Annotated in this window: 17 protein-coding genes; 9 read left to right on the top strand and 8 right to left on the bottom strand. The window is 66.9% G+C overall.

The annotated features are described in order from the left end of the window. Positions 1–324: 324 nt before the first annotated feature. The 3 genes from AB1I47_RS11420 (at position 325) to AB1I47_RS11430 (ending at position 2,682) form a co-directional block, all read left to right on the top strand. Positions 325–1,146 carry a GNAT family N-acetyltransferase gene (locus AB1I47_RS11420; protein ID WP_354683865.1) on the top strand — a complete coding sequence of 274 codons (822 nt, stop codon included), beginning with the start codon at positions 325–327 and terminating at the stop codon, positions 1,144–1,146. Between the two features lie 5 nt (positions 1,147–1,151). Then, positions 1,152–2,090: a 2-hydroxyacid dehydrogenase gene (locus AB1I47_RS11425; RefSeq protein ID WP_354683866.1), complete on the top strand. Its 939-nt coding sequence runs from the start codon at positions 1,152–1,154 to the stop codon at positions 2,088–2,090. Between the two features lie 97 nt (positions 2,091–2,187). Then, the gene (locus AB1I47_RS11430; RefSeq protein WP_354683867.1) at positions 2,188–2,682 is read left to right on the top strand and encodes an Lrp/AsnC family transcriptional regulator; all 495 of its coding nucleotides are present in this window, start codon (positions 2,188–2,190) and stop codon (positions 2,680–2,682) included. On the opposite strand, the gene AB1I47_RS11435 is transcribed toward AB1I47_RS11430, so the two are convergent. Further along, complete coding sequence (locus tag AB1I47_RS11435) at positions 2,646–3,275, bottom strand: helix-turn-helix transcriptional regulator (protein WP_354683868.1); 630 nt, start codon at positions 3,273–3,275, stop codon at positions 2,646–2,648. The two genes, AB1I47_RS11430 and AB1I47_RS11435, sit on opposite strands and share 37 nt — an antisense overlap. Positions 3,276–3,644: 369 nt before the next feature. Between AB1I47_RS11435 and AB1I47_RS11440 the strand changes: the two genes are divergently transcribed. Next, entirely contained in the window at positions 3,645–4,487 is an 843-nt protein-coding gene (locus tag AB1I47_RS11440; RefSeq protein WP_354683869.1) for a universal stress protein, read from the top strand. A gap of 57 nt (positions 4,488–4,544) precedes the next feature. Here AB1I47_RS11440 and AB1I47_RS11445 read toward each other — a convergent pair whose 3' ends face one another. From AB1I47_RS11445 to AB1I47_RS11470, 6 genes are all read right to left on the bottom strand, one after another. Further along, positions 4,545–5,387, bottom strand: coding sequence for a phosphodiesterase (locus AB1I47_RS11445; protein ID WP_354683870.1), 843 nt, complete (start codon positions 5,385–5,387; stop codon positions 4,545–4,547). Further along, positions 5,384–6,442, bottom strand: a complete 1,059-nt coding sequence (locus AB1I47_RS11450) for an ABC transporter ATP-binding protein (RefSeq protein WP_354683871.1) — start codon at positions 6,440–6,442, stop codon at positions 5,384–5,386. The genes AB1I47_RS11445 and AB1I47_RS11450 overlap by 4 nt, the downstream gene beginning before the upstream one ends. Further along, positions 6,435–7,343, bottom strand: coding sequence for an ABC transporter permease (locus AB1I47_RS11455; RefSeq protein WP_354683872.1), 909 nt, complete (start codon positions 7,341–7,343; stop codon positions 6,435–6,437). Before AB1I47_RS11455 ends, AB1I47_RS11450 begins: the two co-directional genes overlap by 8 nt. 10 nt (positions 7,344–7,353) lie before the next feature. Beyond that, positions 7,354–8,172 carry an ABC transporter permease gene (locus AB1I47_RS11460; protein WP_354683873.1) on the bottom strand — a complete coding sequence of 273 codons (819 nt, stop codon included), beginning with the start codon at positions 8,170–8,172 and terminating at the stop codon, positions 7,354–7,356. A 79-nt stretch (positions 8,173–8,251) separates the two neighbouring features. Beyond that, positions 8,252–9,274 (bottom strand): ABC transporter substrate-binding protein, encoded by a 1,023-nt coding sequence (locus AB1I47_RS11465; protein WP_354683874.1) that lies wholly within the window; start codon positions 9,272–9,274, stop codon positions 8,252–8,254. A gap of 42 nt (positions 9,275–9,316) precedes the next feature. Further along, on the bottom strand, positions 9,317–10,417 hold the full coding sequence (locus AB1I47_RS11470) for a substrate-binding domain-containing protein (protein WP_354683875.1): 1,101 nt from the start codon (positions 10,415–10,417) through the stop codon (positions 9,317–9,319). Between the two features lie 820 nt (positions 10,418–11,237). Between AB1I47_RS11470 and AB1I47_RS11475 the strand changes: the two genes are divergently transcribed. The 4 genes from AB1I47_RS11475 to AB1I47_RS11490 all read left to right on the top strand — a co-directional run bounded on the left by AB1I47_RS11475 (position 11,238) and on the right by AB1I47_RS11490 (position 14,626). Then, positions 11,238–13,253 (top strand): hybrid sensor histidine kinase/response regulator, encoded by a 2,016-nt coding sequence (locus AB1I47_RS11475; protein WP_354683876.1) that lies wholly within the window; start codon positions 11,238–11,240, stop codon positions 13,251–13,253. Continuing rightward, on the top strand, positions 13,250–13,882 hold the full coding sequence (locus AB1I47_RS11480) for a response regulator transcription factor (RefSeq protein WP_354683877.1): 633 nt from the start codon (positions 13,250–13,252) through the stop codon (positions 13,880–13,882). The genes AB1I47_RS11475 and AB1I47_RS11480 overlap by 4 nt, the downstream gene beginning before the upstream one ends. Positions 13,883–14,087: 205 nt before the next feature. After that, positions 14,088–14,336 carry a hypothetical protein gene (locus AB1I47_RS11485; RefSeq protein WP_354683878.1) on the top strand — a complete coding sequence of 83 codons (249 nt, stop codon included), beginning with the start codon at positions 14,088–14,090 and terminating at the stop codon, positions 14,334–14,336. 59 nt (positions 14,337–14,395) lie between these two features. Continuing rightward, positions 14,396–14,626: a hypothetical protein gene (locus AB1I47_RS11490; RefSeq protein WP_354683879.1), complete on the top strand. Its 231-nt coding sequence runs from the start codon at positions 14,396–14,398 to the stop codon at positions 14,624–14,626. Positions 14,627–14,923: 297 nt separating this feature from the next. Here the strand turns inward: AB1I47_RS11490 and AB1I47_RS11495 are convergent, their stop codons facing one another. Next, entirely contained in the window at positions 14,924–15,883 is a 960-nt protein-coding gene (locus AB1I47_RS11495; protein ID WP_354683880.1) for a substrate-binding domain-containing protein, read from the bottom strand. Positions 15,884–16,026: 143 nt separating this feature from the next. On the opposite strand from AB1I47_RS11495, the gene AB1I47_RS11500 reads away from it, so the two are divergent. Beyond that, positions 16,027–18,939 carry a PAS domain-containing protein gene (locus AB1I47_RS11500; RefSeq protein ID WP_354683881.1) on the top strand — a complete coding sequence of 971 codons (2,913 nt, stop codon included), beginning with the start codon at positions 16,027–16,029 and terminating at the stop codon, positions 18,937–18,939. Positions 18,940–19,087 lie beyond the last annotated feature (148 nt).

The following is a 19,087-nucleotide window of genomic DNA, read 5'->3' on the forward strand; positions in this document are numbered from 1 at the left end:
GGCTTTGTGGGGTATTGCAAGCCATGGCAGTAAAACCTGCGGTTTCGCGTGGGCGGTTTGGCATTGCCTGCCATGCGCACGGCGTACGTGCATGTGCACCGCAACAATCCTCGGGATTACCCTAGACATCGCACAGCATCAGTGCATCGTCGGACGCAGCAAATTTTTCCTATCCCGGCCTTGCCGGTTCATCGCATCATCAGGGCTCTTTCTTTTCGTCCGGCGCTGGCCCCTCGCTGGCCCCTATAGGCGCTGGCCTCTATTGCAATGAACTCCGCGCAGCTCCCACTCCGTGCAAGCGATGGACCGCCCGCCATCCGCGTGATGGCGCAGTCCGATCTGCCCGTCGCGCTTTCGCTTTCCGAAGCTGTACGCTGGCCGCATCGCCTCAGCGACTGGAAGATGCTGTTCCAGATGGGCGAGGGCCGCGTTGCCGAAGTCGGCGGCGCGGTGGTCGGTGTCGGCATGCGCTGGCTGTGGGATGAACGCGGCGCGTCGGTCGGGCTGCTCGTGGTCGCCCCGGCCTTCCGCGAACGCGGCATTGGCAGCGTATTGCTGGAGGCGCTGTGTGCCGGCCTGGACGGCCGTACCGTGCTGCTGCACGCCCCCGGCAAGCTGCATCGCTTCTATGCGCGCATGGGATTCGAGCGTATCGGCGAGGTGCATCAGTACGAGGGCAAGGCATTGCCCGCGCCGTTGATGGCGCTGCCTGAAGGCTGCCGCCTGCGGCCCGGCGGTCGCAATGACCTGCAACTGCTGGTCGGCATGGAGCAGGGTGCCCGCGGTGTTGCACGCCCGTCGATGATCCAGGCCTGGCTGCGCCAGTCGATCGGCACTGTGGTGCTCGATCACCCCGACGGGCCGCGCGGCTTCGCGATCCTGCGGCGCTTCGGCCGCGGCGCGATGGTCGGCCCCGTGGTCGCCCCGTGCGCGATGTCGGCCAAGGCCATGATCGCGTACCTGGCCGGCCTTGTGACCGGGCGCGTGCTGCGTCTGGACGTTCACGCCAATGGCGAACTCGAAGACTGGCTCGGCTGCCTGGGCCTGGCGCATGTCGCCGACGCGACGGTGCTGGCGCGCGGCACCCCGGCTTCGCCAACGGCACCCTTCCTTCCCTTTGCGCTGGCCGACAAGGCCCTCGGATAGCAACAATGCATCTAGACACAACTTTCCTTTACAAGGCGGATCCCGTGCGCGGCCGCGCCTGGGCCGAGGTTTTCGCGCGCGAGGCGCCCGGCATCCACTTCCGCATCTGGCCCGATATCGGCGATCCCGAACAGGTCCGCTACCTGGCAGCCTGGGAGGCGCCGGAGCGCATCGCAGAGCAGTTCCCGAACCTGCAGGTACTGTTTTCAACGGGGGCCGGCATCGACCAGTTCGACCTGGACGCGCTGCCTGCGCACGTGCCGCTGGTACGGATGATCGAGCCCGGCATCATCGACGGGATGGTGGAGTACGTGGTGTTTTCCGTGCTGGCGCTGCATCGCGACATGCCGGCGTACCGGCGGCAGCAGGCGCAGGAAACGTGGCGGCCGCTGCAGGTGCGCCCGGCACACGAGTGCCGCGTCGGCGTGCTCGGTCTGGGCTCGCTGGGCCAGGCGGTGCTGCAGCGGCTGCGGCTGTTCGGCTTCGACTGTGCCGGCTGGGCAAGGTCGCCGCGCATCCTGGAAGGGGTGCAGTGCTATGCCGGCGCGCAGAGCCTGGATGCGTTCCTGGCGCGCACCGATATCCTCGTTTGCCTGCTGCCGCTGACCGATGAAACGCGTGGAGTATTGAGCGCTCGCGTGTTTGACGCGCTGCCACATGGAGCAGGGCTGGTGCATGTCGGACGCGGGCAGCAACTGGACGATGCCGACCTGCTGGCCGCGCTGGAGGCAGGGCAGATCGGCGATGCGATTCTAGACGTCACGCACCCCGAGCCGCTGCCTGGTGGCCACCCGTTGTGGCGCCACCCCCACGTCTGGCTCACGCCGCATATTGCCAGCATGACGCAGCCGGACACGGCGGCGCGGGTCGTCATCGACAATCTGCGCCGCCTGCAGCGCGGCGAGCCGCCGATCGGGCTGGTGGACCGTGCGAAAGGTTACTGAAAGGCGATGCGGTGCCTTACTTTCCGGGCGTGCCCCGATTGCCCTCGCCGAACCAGGCGGGGAGAATGTGATTCAGTCATTCCAGCCCTGAAAGCCCATGTCCGCCCCCATCAAACTTGACCGACTCGACCTCCGCATCCTTGCCCAGCTGCAAAAGAACGGCCGCATGACCAACGTCGACCTCGCCGATGCGGTGGGTCTTTCCGCCAGCCCGTGCCTGATCCGCGTCAAGCGGCTGGAGCAGGCGGGCTATATCGGCGGGTACAGCGCGCAGATCCGGATGGACAAGCTGGGCGATATCCTGACAGTGTTCACCGAGATCACGCTGGAGGACCACCATCGCGAGGACTTTGCGCGCTTCGAGAAGGCGGTGAGCGCGGTGGACGAGATCATCGAATGCCACCTTGTCAGCGGCGGCTATGACTACTTGCTCAAGTTCATCACCCGTGGCGTCAACCACTACCAGGAACTGATGGAAAGCCTGCTGGAGCGCAATATCGGCATCGAGAAGTACTTCAGCTTTATCGTGATCAAGTCGCCTTTCATCAAGACGCACTATCCGATCGAACGCCTGTTTCCCTCGACCACCTGAGCGATGGGCAGTGGCGGGCTGCGGCCCGTATCGGCGGGCAGCGAGGCGCTCGCCGTCTGGAACTGCCGGGGCGTCATGCCGCAGACGCTCTTCAGGCAGCGCGTCAGGTGGCTCTGGTCGTAGAAGCCGCACTCGTGCGCGGTCAGTGCCGGAGAGTGGCCGCGCCTGAGCAAGCACTGTGCGTGCCGGATGCGCTTCAGGCAGATGTAGCGGTGCGGCGTCATCCCCACCGCCTGCCGGAACACGGTCACGAAGCGTCCGACGCTCAGTCGGGCAAGGTCTGCAAGCAGGGGCAGTGGCAGGGGATCGCCCAGATGCTGGTGGATGTATGTGAGCGCGGCGCCCAGGCGGGGGTGCGCGTGGTCGTCCACGATGGTGGCTGTGGCGCGCGGTCGGGAAGGGGCGACGGTCGGACTCATGCCATGCAGCATAAGAGCAACGTTGGCATGCAAGACGCTGATTTTGCCGCCGCAGTCCACATCGAATTGCGAACTGCATTGCCTGGAACGCAGAATCTGCGGTATCGGCGTTCGTGTCCGGGCAAGGGCAGGCGATCCCGTGCTGCCCCCGCGGGTCTTGTTCAGTCTTGACATCCTCCCCTCCTTAGGCCTGCGGCCACCGCCTGACGGCGGAAAAGGAGGGAATTGTGCAGGTAATCGCGGTGGGCGTTGCCGATGCGGGCGTGGATGCGCTGGACTCTGGCTTTCGCCTTGCTTGGCAACCATAGCGCACCACCGCACAGTTTCTGGCGGATACGCCACATTAGACGGTTACGGCGGCATTGAGCCGCCTCACCGTCGCGCTATCCTTCCCCGCCCGGAAGGGCGGAGTATGCGGCGCATCTCGATCAAGCTGTGGCGTTACCTAGACTGAAGGTGTGGACTGGCGACCGGCTTTACCGACCCGCAAGGCGCCTGCTGATCCGCCCTTTTCCCATCGTTGACCGAACCACAGGAAACGCCATGGACTTCAGAACGATCCTTGTCGACCTCCGCGAGGATGCTGCCCGGCCGGCACGCATGGAAACGGCGGCACGGCTTGCCGAAAAGTTCGGCGGCAGCGTCGTCGGACTGACTGCGGCCGGAACGCACCTGGAGCCGTTTCGCGGTGCGGGCGAAAACGCCGGGCAATACGTGGCGCTGGCTGCGAGCGAACTGCAGCAGCTGGCCGTCGAGCACAAGGCAGCCCTGGACACGCTGATTGCGCGCGTGTCGCCGACGATTCCCACCCGGCACATCGTGATCGAAGCCGAGCCCGGCTGGGCGCTGGCCGAGGAGGGCCGTTTCGCCGACCTTATCCTGCCCGGACCGCCATCGGCGGATGCCGATGTGCCGGCGCTGCTGGCCGGGGTGGCGGAGTATGTGATGCTCAATGCCGGCCGCCCCGTCTTGCTGGTGCCGGGCACAGCCGTGCCGCAACTGGGCGGCCGGGTCGCCATTGCATGGAACGGCGGCCGCGAGGCAGCGCGGGCAGTAGCGGACGCGCTGCCGTGGCTGGCGCACGCCAGCGCTGTTTCTGTCCTGCTGGTCAGCACAGGCAAGAAAGGCGGGGAGTTTGAGGCAGAGGCCTACCGTGACAGCGGGAAGCGGCTGACCGCATGGTTGGCGGCCCATGGCATCAACGCCAGCCTGGTGGTCGCGGAAGGCGACCCCGACCACGTTGTGCCGCAGCTGGCGGGCACGGTGCAGGCCGACCTGCTGGTTGCCGGTGGCTATGGCCGTTCCCGGCTGAGGGAGCTCGTGCTGGGTGGCACCACCCGCGCCTTGCTGCGCCAGACTGCCTTGCCGGTCTTCATGTCGCACTGAGGAGGCCACCATTGCCGCCTGGAAGGCTGGCGGCTTTGGCATATCCCTAACCACCGCTCAATCGATCAGCTTCCCTTCGCCATCGAAGAACGGATGCGCCGGCCCATGATCCCCGATCGCCGCCGCATGCGTCACCAGCCCATGCTGCGGGTGCCACCAGTGCAGCAGGTAGCCGGGCGGCTCCATGCGGAACCGCGACGGTGCATGCGGATCGAGATCGAGCGCGACCTGATGCGCCGGCCCCGGCGCAGTCATCGCGATGGTGCCGCCGAAGCGGCGGGTGATATGCCGATGCAGGTGGCCGCAGAGTACGCGCTCAACCTGCGCATGTTGCCGCACCACGGCCTCCAGCGCGGCCGCATCTTCCAGCCCTTGCTCGTCCATATGCCCGATGCCGGTGTGGAAGGGCGGATGGTGCAGCAGCAACAGCGTCGGCGTGGCCGGCGCGCCGGCGAGTGTCGATTGCAGCCACGGCAGTGCCGCGGCATCGACACGTCCGCCCGGCTTACCCGGCACCGTGCAGTCGAAGCCGACAATGCGCAGCGGCCCGGCGTCGACCGCGTAGTGGACCGGCGCCTCGCCATCGCCGTTGGCGAACAGATAGTCGTGGTCGGTAAAGACCGCGCGCAGCGCGCTGCGGCTGTCGTGGTTGCCGGGCAGCAGCAGCCAGGGCATCGGCAGCCGCTGCAGGATGTCGCGCAGGAAGCGGTATTCGGCTTCGGTGCCAAAGTCCACAAGGTCGCCGGTAATGACGACGAGGTCGGCGCGTTGCCGCGCGGCCAGCAGCGTATCGATGCAGCGATGCAGCGCGCCGGCGGTATCGACCATCCGGTATGACAGCTTGCCGCCGGCCTTGATATGCAGGTCGGTCACATGTGCGACGAGATAGGGTGCCGTCATGCTGCCTGCGCCTGCGCCAACGTGATCATGTGCGCGGTATCGATGCGCAGGCTGACGCGGTCGCCCGCGCGCCAGCCGTCGCGCCGCGTGGTATCGACGATCAGTGGCGCGCCGGCGCCGACATCCGCCAGCAGCCGCGTGCAGTTGCCGAGGAACAGCGCGGTCACGACCGTGCCGTGCAGGTGCGCGTCATGCGCGTCCGCCAGTGCCACATCCTCCGGCCGGAACATCAGTTGGGCGGAGCCGCTGGCGGGAGCGGCGCCGTCGCGCGGCAACGCGCCGCCCGGCACGCGCCAGATGCCGGCCTCAGCCGTCGCGGGCAGCCGGTTCATCGTGCCGATGAAATCGGCGACGAATGCATTGGCCGGCGCGCGGTAGATGTCCTGCGGCGTGCCCGCCTGCGCGATGCGGCCGCGCTCCATCACGACGATGCGGTCGCCCAGCGCCATCGCTTCGGCCTGGTCGTGGGTCACATAGACGGCCGTGATATGCAGGCTGCGCAGCAGCTGGTTGATATCGGCGCGCAGCGTGTCGCGCAACTTGGCATCCAGCGCGGTCAGCGGCTCGTCCAGCAGCAGCACGCGCGGCTGCACGGCGATGGCGCGGGCGAGTGCCACGCGCTGGCGCTGGCCGCCGGAAAGCTGGTCGACGCGGCGGTCGGCGAACGGGCCGAGATGCATCATGCCGAGCATCTCGTCGATGCGGCGCCGGCGCGTGGCGACGTCGACGCGGCGCACGCGCAGGCCGTAGCCGATGTTCTCGGCCACGGTCATGTTGGGAAACAGCGCATAGTTCTGGAACACCATGCCGACGCCGCGTGCTTCGATCGGCAGCGCGGTCACGTTGTGGTCGCCGAAACAGACCTCGCCGCCGGCATCCGGTGATTCCAGTCCCGCGATGATGCGCAGCGTGGTGGTCTTGCCGCAGCCGGAGGGGCCGAGCAGCACCAGCGTCTCGGCCGCGCCGATATCGAGGTCCAGCGGTTGCAGCGCCAGCGCGCCGTCGGCGAAGGTCTTGCCGCAGTGGCGCAGGCGGATGGTGGTGGGTTCATGCATGGCGGGTCTCGGTGGAGGTGGCGGCCGGCGCAGCGGGGAGGGGCGCGGAGAGGGACGCGGCCGGGGGCGCAGCGGCAAGCGCCGGCGCATCGGCGCGGACATGCTTGCGGGCGCGCGCGCCCATGGCGGTCAGCGCCTGCATCAGCACCAGCAGCGGAATGATCATGACGAAGAAGACGATAGTGTAGGCCGAGCCGATCTCCAGCCGCATCGACGCATAGCTGTCGGCCAGCCCCACCGGCAGCGTCTGCGTGGTCGGCGTGTGCAGCATCCAGGTCAGGTTGAATTCGCCGACCGACAGCGTGACCACCATCAGCGCACCGGCCAGGATGCCCTGGCGGCAGTTGGGCAGGATCACGGTGAAGAAGCGCTGCATGCGGCTCGCACCCAGGCTCGAAGCGGCTTCCTCGAGCGTGCGGATATCGATGGCCGACAGGATCGCCAGCACACTGCGCACCATGAACGGCAGCGTGAACAGCACGTGGCCGATCAGGATAAAGACCCAGCTCGTGCGCAGCGCCTGCCACTGGCCGTAGAGCAGGATCAGGCCGAGCGCGGTGGCCAGGCCGGGGATGGCCACCGGCAGCATCAGCAGCTCTTCGATCAGCCGCGTCACGCGGTTGCGGCGCAGCGCCATGTAGTACGCGGCGGGAACGCCGAGCACCAGCGTGCAGGCCAGGCATGCCAGCGCGATGCGCAGCGACAGGAAGATGGTGTTGCGGTACAGCGACCAGACTTCCTCGATCCAGCGCGTGGTCAGGCCGCTGGCCACGCCTATGAAGATATTGTTGGTAAGACCGGCGAGCACGGACAGCACCACCGGCACGATCATGAACAGGCAGACCGCCAGCGTCAGCGCGAGCTGCAGCCAGTAGCGAAGGCGGGGACGAACGGGGAACATGGTCAGTCTCCTACGCGGTCGCGGCGACGGCATCGCCGGAGAACCAGCGCGCCACGGCCAGCAGCGCCCACGTCACCGAGCCCAGCAGGATCGACAGCGCGGCGGCCATGCCGAAGTTGGCGTAGTTGGTGAATTCGTTGTAGATCGTCAGCGGCAGCACATCGAGCTGCGTCGCCAGCGTAAAGGCAGTGCCGAAGGCGCCCATGCTGGTCGCAAAGCAGATCGCGCCGCTGGACAGCATCGCCGGCATCAGCGCGGGCAGCATCACGTCGCGCACCACGCGCCACGGGCTGGCACCGAGCGAGCGGGCGGCTTCCTCGAGCGAGCCGTCGAGCTTCTCGACCGCCGCCATCACCGTCAGGATCACGCGCGGAATCGAGAAGTACAGATAGCCCACGAACAGGCCGGTCAGGCCATAGGCAAAGGTCCAGCGCTCGCCGGCGAGCCAGTCTCCCAGCATGGCCGACAGCCCGTTGCGGCCGCCGAGCATGATGACCATGAAGCCGATCACTACGCCGGGGAAAGCGAGCGGGAAGGTCAGCACGGCAACCAGCGCGGCCTTGCCCGGCACGGCATTGCGCTGCAGGAAGGTGCCGGCGATCCCGGCGATGGCGAGCGTCGCCAGCGTGACGGCGCCCGACAGCAGCACCGTGACCATCAGGCTGTGCAGGTAGCGCGGACTGGTCAGCACGGTCCAGTACACGCCGGCACCTTGCGGACCGTTGACGCTGACTGCGAGCAGTCGCGCCATCGGCAGGCAGAAGAACGCGACGAAGACGACCAGCGCGGGCAGCGCGAAGCCGGACAGCAGGAGATTTCGCTTTGTCATGGCAGGGACTACCGTGCGGGGATTCCATGCCCCGCTCCCGTGGGTGGGAGCGGGGCGCGCATCTGGGGCGTTGGCCGTCTCAGCGCACTTCCTTCAGGTATTGCTCGCTGAAGGCCTTCTGCACCTCGGCCATGCGGGCGAAGTCGACCGGTTTGGCGCGCGCATACTCCGTGGCCGGCAGGAAGCGCGCCTGCACCTCCTTCGACACCGCGCCGCTGCGCACCGGCCGCAGGTAGGCATTGGCCCACAGCGCCTGGCCCGCGTCGGACAGCACGAAGTCCAGCACCTTGCGGCCCTCGGCCTCGTGCGGTGCCTTGTTGACCAGGCTCATCACGTACGGCACCACCACCGTGCCTTCCTTCGGGATCACGAAGGCAACGTTGGCGCGGTCCTTGTAGCGGGCGCGGTAGGCGTTGAAGTCGTAGTCGAGCAGGATGGGGATCTCGCCGGACAGCACGCGCGCGTAGGCGGTCTGCTTGGGCACGATCGGCTGGTTCTTCTGCAGGTCCTTGAAGTACTTGAAGGCCGGCCCGAAGTTGTCCATCGAGCCGCCCAGCGCCTGGTTGATCGCGACGGCGCCGACATAGCCGACGAAAGCGCTGGCCGGATCGAGGTAGCCGATCAGGCCCTTGTACTCGGGCTTCTGCAGGTCGGCCCACGACTGCGGCACCGGTTTGCCGCGCAACGCATCCACGTTCACCATGAAGCCGAGCGTGCCGGAGTGGATCGCAAACCAGTTGCCCTGCGGGTCTTTCAGGCCGTCGGGGATCTCGTTCCAGTGTGCCGGCTTGTACGGGGCGGTGACGCCGTCCTTCCTGGCCTGGATGCCGAAGGTCACGCCGTAGTAGACCACGTCCGCCACCGGGCTTGCTTTCTCCGCCACCAGTTGCGCCAGCGACTGGCCGGAGTTCTTGTTGTCCAGCGGCACGGTCACGCCGGTCTTGTCCTTGATGGCGCGGATCTGCGCGGCCCAGTCGGCCCATTCCGGCGGGCAGTTGTAGCAGATCGCGGTCTGCGCGAACGCGCCGTGGCTGAACGCGGCCGCGGCAAACATCAGGGTGAGCCGGCGCAGCGGGCGGCGCCAGGACGAGAACGGTTGCATGTGAGGCTCCTTGGTTGGCAACGGTCGGTGGAAAACGTCAGTTCACGATGCGCGCAACTTGCGCGGGGAGATGCGCTGGTTGGTGCGCCGGCTGGTGCGATCGGGCGGCGCGGCGATACTGCCGCTCACGCGCAGCGCGTGCGGCAGCAGGGTCACGCGCGCGTTGGCAGGCGCTGCGCCGCCAGGCGCATCCAGCCACGCCAGCAAGCGGGCGACGGCGCGCGCGCCGATATCGGGATTGGGCTGCACCACGGTGGCGAGCGGCGGCTCCATCACGCTGCCCAGGGCGATGCCGTCGTAGCCGAGCACGGAGACATCGTCTGGCACGCGCAATCCCAGTCTTCGCAGGTCCGAGATCACGCCGATCGCCAGCAGGTCGTTGGTGCAGAAGAAGGCGGTGGGGGCATCGTCCCCGTCGATCTGCGTGCGTAGCTGCGCCGCGTTGCTGGCGGTGTGCGAGGGCAGGGACAGCACCGGCAACGGCGTCAGGCCGTGTGCGCGCATCGCGTCCTGGTAGCCGGCATAGCGCTGGCGCGCGCGGTCCGATGCGACAAACGCGCCGGAGACCACCACGATGCGCCGGTGCCCCGCTGCAATCAGCGCTTCCACGCCATCACAGGCGCTGCCGCGGTTGTCGACGGAGACGGAATGCCGGCGGCTGCGCGCGCCGGCCTGATTGTAGGCGAGCACGTAGGGCAGGCCTTCGGCGTCGAGCTGATCGAGCACTGCGCTGCGCGCCGCATCGGCAACTGTCAGTACCATGCCGTCGACGCGATGGCGCAGCAGGTATTCGATGCGCTCGCGCTCGCGCGTTGGGTCGTAGCCGCTGGTGACGAGCATCAGTGAGTAGCCTGCGGCCAGCGCGGCTTCTTCGATGCCGCGCCAGCATTCGGCGAACACGGCGTTGTCGAGCGTGGGCAGCATCACGCCGATCATTCGTGTTTGCTGGGCGCGGAGTTTGCTGCCGAGAAGGTTGGGGCGGAAGTTCAGTTTGCGGGCTGCGTCGTGTACGCGCTGGGCGGTGGTGTCGCGGACCATGCTGGGGTGGCTGAAGACGCGGGAGGCAGTGGCTAGCGAGACGCGGGCGGCTTCAGCAACGTCGACCAGGGTTGGGTCGGTGGCCGTGGATGAAAACGTTTTCATTTTGTATGAAAAAAAGCGGGCGTCTGGATGTTCCACCTGTGCCCGGCGGCTGGCCGGCGATGGGGTGAAGGGAACGTTTACGCCCTGTGTTGCTGCGTATTGTTTTCGTGTGGGATGACAGGGTGATGACAGGGGCGATATGGTGTCAATGACCCAAGGCTCGCGCGGATAGCCTTCGAACCGCATCGGCGTGGCGATGGCAACGGACCCAGCAAGACGCCGGGGTCATTGAGGCCGCGCTCGGCAGGCCGTTGATGGATCTGGCCGAGGCGATCCAGTCCCGCATGCGAAGCCTTGAGTGACATCAGGGCTTCTAGCGGCTGCCTGAACTCCCCTTTTAAATGAGTAGGTCGTTCTTTCTAATTCTCTGTAAGGAATTCATGTAGAGGCGCTGGCGGCCGGACTGCAGGACTGACGAGTCGCCGTCCCACCTGATATCGAAGTTTTCCAGCCAAGGCCTCCGCGCCCACTGCGCGGACGCCTTGTTGTTTTGCGGTGCTTCATTCACCGTGCCCGCCCGCCAGTGAGCACGCCCCGGCAGGCTGCCGAAGCGCCTGTCGGCTCGCACCAGGCTCGCACCACGCAATAGGCTCGCAATAGGGGGTAAGGATTTCCCTATTTTCGCTTCAGGAAAGCCTTGATTTTTAGGTGTGATGGACACGCCATGCAGTGTTGCCAACCTGCGGTGCTATGCTGCACTCGCGTTGAAAGTATGAGGTTGGGGGGCTGACGGGGGAGCGAAAACCGGAAGAGCGACGTCTTTTCCGACTGCGATACCAACAGCCAGGCAAACGTGAGCCAAGACACCGAAGAGCCGCAGATGCGGCGTTCCATTCTGATCGTTGACGACGTGCCGGCGAATATTGCCATCGTCGCCCAACACCTCGAGGCGCAAGGCATTTGCGTGCTCGTGGCGCAGGATGGCGAGGAAGCGCTGGAACGGGCCTGCTTTTCCCAACCGGACCTGATCCTGCTCGACGTGAAGATGCCGCGCATGGACGGGCTGGAGACCTGCCGCCGCTTGAAGGCGATGGCGCAGACGCGCGACATCCCCGTCATCTTCATGACCGCGCTGTCCGCTACGGCCGACATGATGCAAGCCTTCGCGGTGGGCGGCGTCGATTATGTGATCAAGCCTTTCCAGCTCGCCGAGGTCATGGCGCGCGTCAATACGCACCTGTCGCTGCGGCTGATGCATCGCCAGCTTGCCGGGCAGAATGCCAGCCTGCAGGCAGAGATAACGATTCGCCGCGCGGCCCAGCAGGAACTGCTGCGCGCACGCGATGAACTCGAATACCGGGTGGGCCAGCGTACGCAGGCACTGGCGCGCGCCAACGCCAGCCTGATGCAGGAGGTGACCGAGCGCGGCCGCGCGGAAGCGGCGCTGTCGGCCAGTGAGGCGAGGTTCCGCTCCATCGTCGAGTCGAGCCCGGTGCCGCTGGTGATCACCGCCCTCGACGAGGGCCGGATCCTGTTCTGCAACCAGCCGTTCCGCGACCTGTTCGGGCTTGCCGAGGCACAGGCAACTGGCTTCGATATCCGGCAGTGCTATGCCGAGGCGGGCGCACGCGAAGCCGCCGTCGCGCAAATGCGGCGCGATGGCACCGTGCAGTCGCTGGAGCTCGAGGCCCGCCACTGCAACGGCACGTCATTCTGGGTCGCCGTCTCGGCGAATCCGATCACCTTTGGCGAAACCGCCGCGGCCTGCGTGGGCTTGTATGACATCACGGCGCGCAAGCGCGCGGAACTGAAGGTGGCCGCCAGCGAGGCCAGCCTGGCGAACGCGCAGCGCCTGGCGCGGCTGGGCGACTGGGAATGGCGCGCCGCTGACGGATCGATGCGGCTGTCCACCGAGATGTGCCGCATCCTCGGCGTGGACGAAGGCCGCATCCCTTCGCTGCGCGGCCTGCTGCGCCATGTCCATCCGCATGACCGGCATACCGTCGTCGCCACGCTGGGGCAATTGCTGAAGGCGCCGGGAAGCGCCAATATCGATGTGCGGCTGGAGTATGGCGACGTCAGCGACCATATCGTGCAGCTGCAGGCGGAGCGGCGCAGCGACGCGGCGGGGCGCTGTACCGGGCTGGTCGGGACCCTGCAGGACATTACCGAGCGCAAGCGTATCGAGCAGGAGCTGCTGGCGTCGCGCGAGCAGTTGCGCGAGCTGGCGGGACACCTCGAAGTGGCGCGGGAAGAGGAGCGCAGGCGCATCGCCATGGAGATCCATGACGAGCTTGGCCAGTTGCTGACGGCGCTGAAGATGGATGTCTCGTTGCTGCGGATGAAGCTGGCGGGCAATCGCGCCGCCGAGCAGAAAGCGGACGAGATGCGCGAGCTGGTCGAGCGTACCATCGGCATGGTCAGGCACGTGGCCAGCCACTTGCGCCCGGCGGCGCTGAACTATGGGATGGTGTCCGCGCTGGAGTGGCTTACCGAGGATTTCAACCGCAGGCATCGCGCGCGCTGCCGGCTGAGCGTCGAGGGGCCTGAGCCCCAGCTCGGGGATCCGGTATCGACCGCGGTATTCCGCATCGTGCAGGAGTCGCTGACCAACGCGGCGCGCCACGCGCGGGCCACGCGCGTGACGGTGTCGTTGCGCAACCGTGAAGACGGGGTGTGGCTGGTGGTCAGCGACGACGGCTGCGGCTTCGATGTGTCGGCGGCGCTGAAGGGCTATTCTTATGGACTGCTCGGCATGCAGGAGCGTGCCAGGATGATTGGGGGATACCTGAAAATCGACAGCGACGGCACCAGCGGCACGACCGTTTCCATTCAAATCCCGCGCACAGAGCGACCAGAAGAGAGACCTGAAGAGCAACCCGAGGCCCAACCATGATCCGAGTTTTGATTGCCGATGATCATGCCATCGTACGCAGTGGCCTGAAGCAGATTATCGCTACCACGACCGATGTCGTCGTCGCCGCGGAAGCGGCGGACGGTGGCGCGGTGCTGGAGCAGTTGCGCGCCGCCGAGATCGATCTGCTGCTGCTCGACATGACCATGCCCGGCGTCAGCGGCATCGACCTGATCCGCCGGGTGCGCGCCGAATGGCCCGATCTCGCCATCCTGATCCTGAGCATGCACAACGAAGCCCAGGTGGCCTCGCGGGCGCTGCGTGCGGGGGCGTGGGGCTATGTGACGAAAGACAGCGACCCCGAGGTCCTGATCGGCGCCATCCGCAAGCTGGCGGCAGGCGGCAAATTCATCGACCCGTCCCTGGTCGACGCCATGGTCTTTCACCAGCGCGGCCAGGACGCGCCGGCGCACGAGCTGCTGTCGGACCGCGAATTCCAGGTGCTGCAGCGGCTGGCCGCCGGGCAGACGGTCAATGAGATTGCCGAGTCCTTCTCGCTCAGCGCCAAGACCATCAGCACCCACAAGATGCGGCTGATGCAGAAGCTGGGCCTGCAGAACAACGCCGAGCTGATTCGCTACGCCATCAAGCACGGCTTCACGCAGGAGTAGGCTGCGCCACTTTCTGCCGGGCTTTTTTCGCGTCCCGCCGTTGTCGGGAAATCCCTACAAGGGAATCAGGCAAGCCCGAACCCGCTTTCAATGTCCCCTGAATGCGCTGGCCCACCCCGGCGCCTACGATGAACATGGACCTGCCGCACAGACCCCAGCACAGAACAACAGGGCGCTGACAGGACGCGAGACACCAGGAGGAAGCATGCAAGCGGAGGAGAAGTCGTTGCGGTCGATGGTGGAGAAATGGCTGGGATGTACGTTGACCAGTTCGTTGCGCGTGGCCGACGTCGGCCGCTTGCGTGACTGTGGCAGCCGCTTCGTGCGGGTCGAGTCCGAGCGCGTCACCGGCACGCTGTCGATCGTGTTCTTCCGTCACGGTGACGGTGCATGGCACGTCTTTCCGCCGATGACCGGCAGCCGGCTCCAGGCATACTGGGCCAGCCGGGCGTGAAGCCGTCGCCGCGCCAGCCATGAAGCATTTCGGCACGATTGCAGGGTCAGGGGAAAGCCGTGAGTGATTACCGTGGCGGAACCGCTGGCGGGACCGTCCTGCCAGGCGTAATCCGGGTTTCCGGGGATCTGTATGCCTGGACCGCCGCCTTGCATGAATATGCGCTGGAGGCGGGGCTGATCTCCTGGGAGTATGTGCCGGACTACCGCACGCTCGAGCGGTTGCGGCTGTATTTCCGCTCGGGCCTGACGCCGGGCGAGGCAGCGCGGGCGTGTTTCATGCCCTGCTGAGGACAGGGGCGAGGAAAGAGGGGGAAGGCCGGCTGCCCCGCGCCAGCCGGCGCATCCCGAAGCCCACGCGTACCAGGCGAAGGCCGGCGCAGTCAGTGCGATGCGGCGCTTGATGCGCCGTCTTGCACCGTCACGTACCGCACGCGTGGTCGTGCCGGATGCAGTCATCCGCTGCGCACAGCCTTTCGAACTTCAGGCTTGTTATGCGCCGATTATGCGCAGCGCCGCACCCGCGGGGCCAGTCAGCGCGCACTGAATTCTCGTTCGGAATTGCCTGACAGCGGGGCCGGTGCGCGTTCAACGGCTCGGTGCCGCGGCGCTCTTCTCGTAACGTGCCAGCTCCGCGCGCACATCGGCGTCGTCCAGCCGGGCCGCGGTAATGACGAGCGTGCCGACCGAAATGGAACGGGGCGCGTCCTTTGCCTTCATCGAGCGCAGCAGTTCGTGCAATGCCTGGTATCCCATGTTGAATGGCTGCTGGACGACGATGGCGTGCAGTTCGCCGGCTCTCAGGCTGGGTTCGAAGCTGGGCCAGTAGTCGAAGCCGACGTGCAGCGGGCGCCTGTCCTTCGGCAAGCCGCTGATGGCGCGCAGCACGCCGAAGGTGGAGAGGTCGTGCGGCGTGAAGACGGCGTCGAGCTTGCGGGTCTGCGACGCTAAAGCGGATGCCGCGGCGGTCTGCATGCCGCGAATGTCATAGCCAAGGTGGGTCTGCATCACGACCTCGAAGCCCAGTTCCTTCGCCGCGGCGACAAAGCCGTTTTCGCGCGCGGTGGTGGCCTGCAGGTCCGGCGCGACGCGGAACACGCCGATGCGGGCGCCCCGACGGAGCTTGCCGCGCAACGTCTGTGCCGCGCTGCGGCCGGCAGCGAAGTTGTCGGTGGCGACGAGCGGGGCGGTGTAGTCGTTGCTTTCCCGGTCGAGCAACAGCAGCGGCACGGGAATGCGGGGCGGGGTGCCCGGCGCGGCGACCGGCATCGGGGCAAGGATCAGGCCGTCGACCTTGCGCTCCAGCATCGACTCGATCATCCGCACCTGCAGGTTTTCCTGGATCGCCTTCGGATCGTCTTCATTCGGTCCCCGGATGGTGATCTTGACGCCGAGCTCGCTGGCCGCCTTGCGGATGCCGTCGGCGAGCACCTGCCAGAACTGGCTGCGGTTGCCGGCCAGGATCACGCCGATCTCGGTGGCGCAGGCCGCGGTGAGGGGCATGGCCGCAAGCAAACCGATCAGGCAGGCCACCAGCATCCGCCGCATGCGACTCCTCTCCGACTTTCCGACGACTGAACCAGGGCGCCATTGTCGCACGCGGGTAGGTGTTTGTACCTGCGGTCGGCCACAATCCGGTTCCAGCCGTTAAAGTTCCGATGGGGTTTGTCCAGAACCGGGGAGTTCGCAAGTTGAAGTCGGTCGTTCCTGCATGGTTGTTGCGCCTGTGGCATGCCCCGCGCGAGGGGATCGCGGTGGTCCTGCTGACCCGCGTGGTGCTGTTCAGCACCGTGATCACGCTGCTGCTGACGGCCATGCAGCTGGCGCTGAGCTACCAGGCGGAAGTCGCCGGCATCCACAATCGCTTCCGCGAGATGGAAGAGGGGTACGCCGGCACGCTCGGCAGCGCGCTGTGGTCGCTTGACGGACGGCTGGTCCAGGAGCAGCTGGACGGGATGCTGCAACTGCCCCATATCCGCTACCTGGAAGTGCGCGAGACCGCGCAGTCCACGCATCCGCTGGTGGTGCATCGGGGCCTGCCGGCGCAGCGCAATACGGTGGTCCGCGAGTTTCCGGTCTTCTGCTGCGACGAAGACCGCAGCCAGGTCGGCGTGGTCCGCGTCGAGGCCAGCCTCGACGAGGTGTACCGGGATATCCTGCGCCAGGCCCTCGTCATCCTCGCCAGCAATGCGGCCAAGACCTTCCTGGTCGCGCTCTTTATCCTGTGGATCGTGCATCGCGTCGCCACGCGCCATATCGTCGATATCACGACAGGATTGCGCAAGCGCGTGCCGGGCGTGCGCGCCGCGCCATTGACGCTGCGCCGGTCCGTGCACGGGGACGACGAGATCGACGAACTGGTCGAGGCGCTGAACGCGATGTTCGCGCGCATCGACCGCCATACCGCTGAAATCCGCGATGCCAATACCAGGATGGCGGCGATCCTCGACAACATCCCGGACTTCGCCTGGGTCAAGGACACCGAAGGGCGCTTCGTGGCCGCGAACCGCGCGCTGGCGGAGTCGCTTGGCCTGAAGCATCCGTCCGAGCTGATCGGCAAGACCGACTTCGACGTGCTGCCCCGCGAGCAGGCGCTGGCGTGCCTGGCAGATGACGCCAGGACCATGGCCTCGGGCGAGCGCCAGCGCTTCGAAGAGCCGTACAGCCACGCGGCCGGGCCGGCAACGTGGATCGAAACGATCAAGACGCCGTACCCGGACAGCAGCGGAAAGCCGGCGGGGACGGTTGGCATTGCGCGCGACATTACGGCGCGCCGGCGCATCGAGGATGAACTGCGCCGCAGTGAATCGCTGCAGGCCGCGGGCCAGCGGCTGAGCCGCACCGGCAGCTGGGCGTGGAATGTCGATACCGGTGCCATCACCTGGTCGGACGAGCACTACCGCATCTACGGCTTCGCGCCCGGTGAAGTCCAGCCGACGCCGGAGATCTTCCTGAGCCGGATCCACCCGGAAGACCGGCCGGCGTTGCATGCATTCGTGGCCGACAGCCTGCGCAATCCGCGCGAGCTCGAGCATGAAATGCGGCTGGCGTTGCCGGACGGCACCATCCGGCATGTCGGCATCATTGCGCACCCGGTCAGGAACAAGGACGGCAGGGTGGAGGAGTATGTCGGCATCGCCGCGGACAAGACCGCGGTGCGGCTGGCCGAAGCAGAGCGCGAAGCGCGGCGCGCGGCGGAGGCGGCCAATCGCGCCAAGACAGAATTCCTGGCCACCATCAGCCATGAGCTGCGCACCCCGCTGAACGGCATCCTCGGTTATGCCCAGCTGCTGATGCGCGACCAGCACGTTGCGCCAGGCGTGCGCGCGCGCGGCGAAGTGATCAAGCGCAGCGGCGAGCAGTTGCTGACGCTGATCGACGACCTGCTGAACTTCTCCAAGATCGAGGCAGGAAAGCTGGAGCTGGTGCCGACCGAGTTCAGCCTGGCAGAATTGCTGGCCTCGATCGAGGAGCTGATTCGCGTCAGGGCCGAGCAGAAGGGCCTGCGGTTCGACTGCCATGCGCCGCAAGCCGCGTCGACGGTGGTCTGCGCGGATGCGGGAAAGCTGCGGCAGGTGCTGCTGAATCTGCTGTCGAACGCGGTCAAGTTCACCGACCGCGGCCATGTGCGGCTGGAGGTCGCCGTTTCCGGGGGAGGTGGCGCTGCCGGCGCGACATCGAGACTGCGCTTCCAGGTCACGGACAGCGGCGTCGGCATTGCGCAACAGCAGCAGTTGCGGCTGTTCCAGCCGTTCGAGCAACTGGGCGATGCGCGGCGGCGCTCGGGCGGCACCGGCCTTGGCCTTGCCATCAGCCAGCGGCTGGTGGGATTGATGGGCGGCGAGATCCGGCTACGTAGCCAGGCCGGAACCGGCAGCACCTTCTGGTTCGAGATCGATGCGGCGATCGGTACCACGCAGCGCCGCCATGAAGACAAGGCTGCTGTGGCGGTCGGGTACGCCGGCGCGCGCCGCCGCGTGCTCGTTGTCGACGACATCGCGGAAAACCGCGCCGTGCTGGTCGACCTGCTTCGCGCCCTCGGGTTCGGCACCGAGCAGGCGGCGAACGGATTCGCAGCCATCGTGCAGTCGCGCCAGGCGGTGCCGGACCTGATCCTGATGGATATCTGCATGGCCGGGCTGGACGGGCTCGAGGCCATCCGGCAGTTGCGCCAGGACGCGGGCCTGCGCGACGTGCCGGTCATCGCCACCTCGGCGAGCGCGCGGGGCGAGGATGAAACCAGCTCGATTGCCGCCGGCGCGGATGTCTTCCTGGTCAAGCCCATCGACCACGATGCGCTGCTGCTGCAGATCGGGCGGCTGCTGCGCCTTCAATGGGAATACGACCCGGCGCCGCAGGCCGATGCCGCGCGGCCGCCTGCCGCGGCGATCGCCGTGCCGCCTGCCGCCGAAATCGAACAGCTGCATTACCTGGCCAAACGCGGCAGCATGCGCGAGATCCACGACTGGGCCGAGCGGATCGGCGAGCTCGATGCGCGATACCGGCATTTCGCCGCCAGGCTGCGGCAACTGGCCAGCGCCTACCAGTCCCGCGAGATCCTGCGGCTGGCCAGCGAGCATCTGCCCAGGCCCGAGGGCTCCTGAGGCGAGTGGCGTCGGCGCAGTGACGCCGGCTTCGATCCATTCGCCGTTGGCGAAACCTGCTTTCGGTAAACTCGGTTTGCGCGGCCGCGCGATCGCTGGCATTGTTGGCAGCATGCCAGCACTGCGAACGGGCTGGCCGCCACCCATC

The sequence above is a fragment of the Cupriavidus necator genome, assembly GCF_040578825.1.
Lineage (GTDB): Bacteria > Pseudomonadota > Gammaproteobacteria > Burkholderiales > Burkholderiaceae > Cupriavidus > Cupriavidus necator_E.

What these genes read in the sequence shown, in the direction of transcription:
- AB1I47_RS11420 (WP_354683865.1), top strand. Translation starts at nt 325, where the DNA reads ATGGCGCAGTCCGATCTGCCCGTCGCGCTTTCGCTTTCCGAAGCTGTA.
- AB1I47_RS11425 (WP_354683866.1), top strand. Translation starts at nt 1,152, where the DNA reads ATGCATCTAGACACAACTTTCCTTTACAAGGCGGATCCCGTGCGCGGC.
- AB1I47_RS11430 (WP_354683867.1), top strand. Translation starts at nt 2,188, where the DNA reads ATGTCCGCCCCCATCAAACTTGACCGACTCGACCTCCGCATCCTTGCC.
- AB1I47_RS11435 (WP_354683868.1), bottom strand. Translation starts at nt 3,275, where the DNA reads ATGTCAAGACTGAACAAGACCCGCGGGGGCAGCACGGGATCGCCTGCC.
- AB1I47_RS11440 (WP_354683869.1), top strand. Translation starts at nt 3,645, where the DNA reads ATGGACTTCAGAACGATCCTTGTCGACCTCCGCGAGGATGCTGCCCGG.
- AB1I47_RS11445 (WP_354683870.1), bottom strand. Translation starts at nt 5,387, where the DNA reads ATGACGGCACCCTATCTCGTCGCACATGTGACCGACCTGCATATCAAG.
- AB1I47_RS11450 (WP_354683871.1), bottom strand. Translation starts at nt 6,442, where the DNA reads ATGCATGAACCCACCACCATCCGCCTGCGCCACTGCGGCAAGACCTTC.
- AB1I47_RS11455 (WP_354683872.1), bottom strand. Translation starts at nt 7,343, where the DNA reads ATGTTCCCCGTTCGTCCCCGCCTTCGCTACTGGCTGCAGCTCGCGCTG.
- AB1I47_RS11460 (WP_354683873.1), bottom strand. Translation starts at nt 8,172, where the DNA reads ATGACAAAGCGAAATCTCCTGCTGTCCGGCTTCGCGCTGCCCGCGCTG.
- AB1I47_RS11465 (WP_354683874.1), bottom strand. Translation starts at nt 9,274, where the DNA reads ATGCAACCGTTCTCGTCCTGGCGCCGCCCGCTGCGCCGGCTCACCCTG.
- AB1I47_RS11470 (WP_354683875.1), bottom strand. Translation starts at nt 10,417, where the DNA reads ATGAAAACGTTTTCATCCACGGCCACCGACCCAACCCTGGTCGACGTT.
- AB1I47_RS11475 (WP_354683876.1), top strand. Translation starts at nt 11,238, where the DNA reads ATGCGGCGTTCCATTCTGATCGTTGACGACGTGCCGGCGAATATTGCC.
- AB1I47_RS11480 (WP_354683877.1), top strand. Translation starts at nt 13,250, where the DNA reads ATGATCCGAGTTTTGATTGCCGATGATCATGCCATCGTACGCAGTGGC.
- AB1I47_RS11485 (WP_354683878.1), top strand. Translation starts at nt 14,088, where the DNA reads ATGCAAGCGGAGGAGAAGTCGTTGCGGTCGATGGTGGAGAAATGGCTG.
- AB1I47_RS11495 (WP_354683880.1), bottom strand. Translation starts at nt 15,883, where the DNA reads ATGCGGCGGATGCTGGTGGCCTGCCTGATCGGTTTGCTTGCGGCCATG.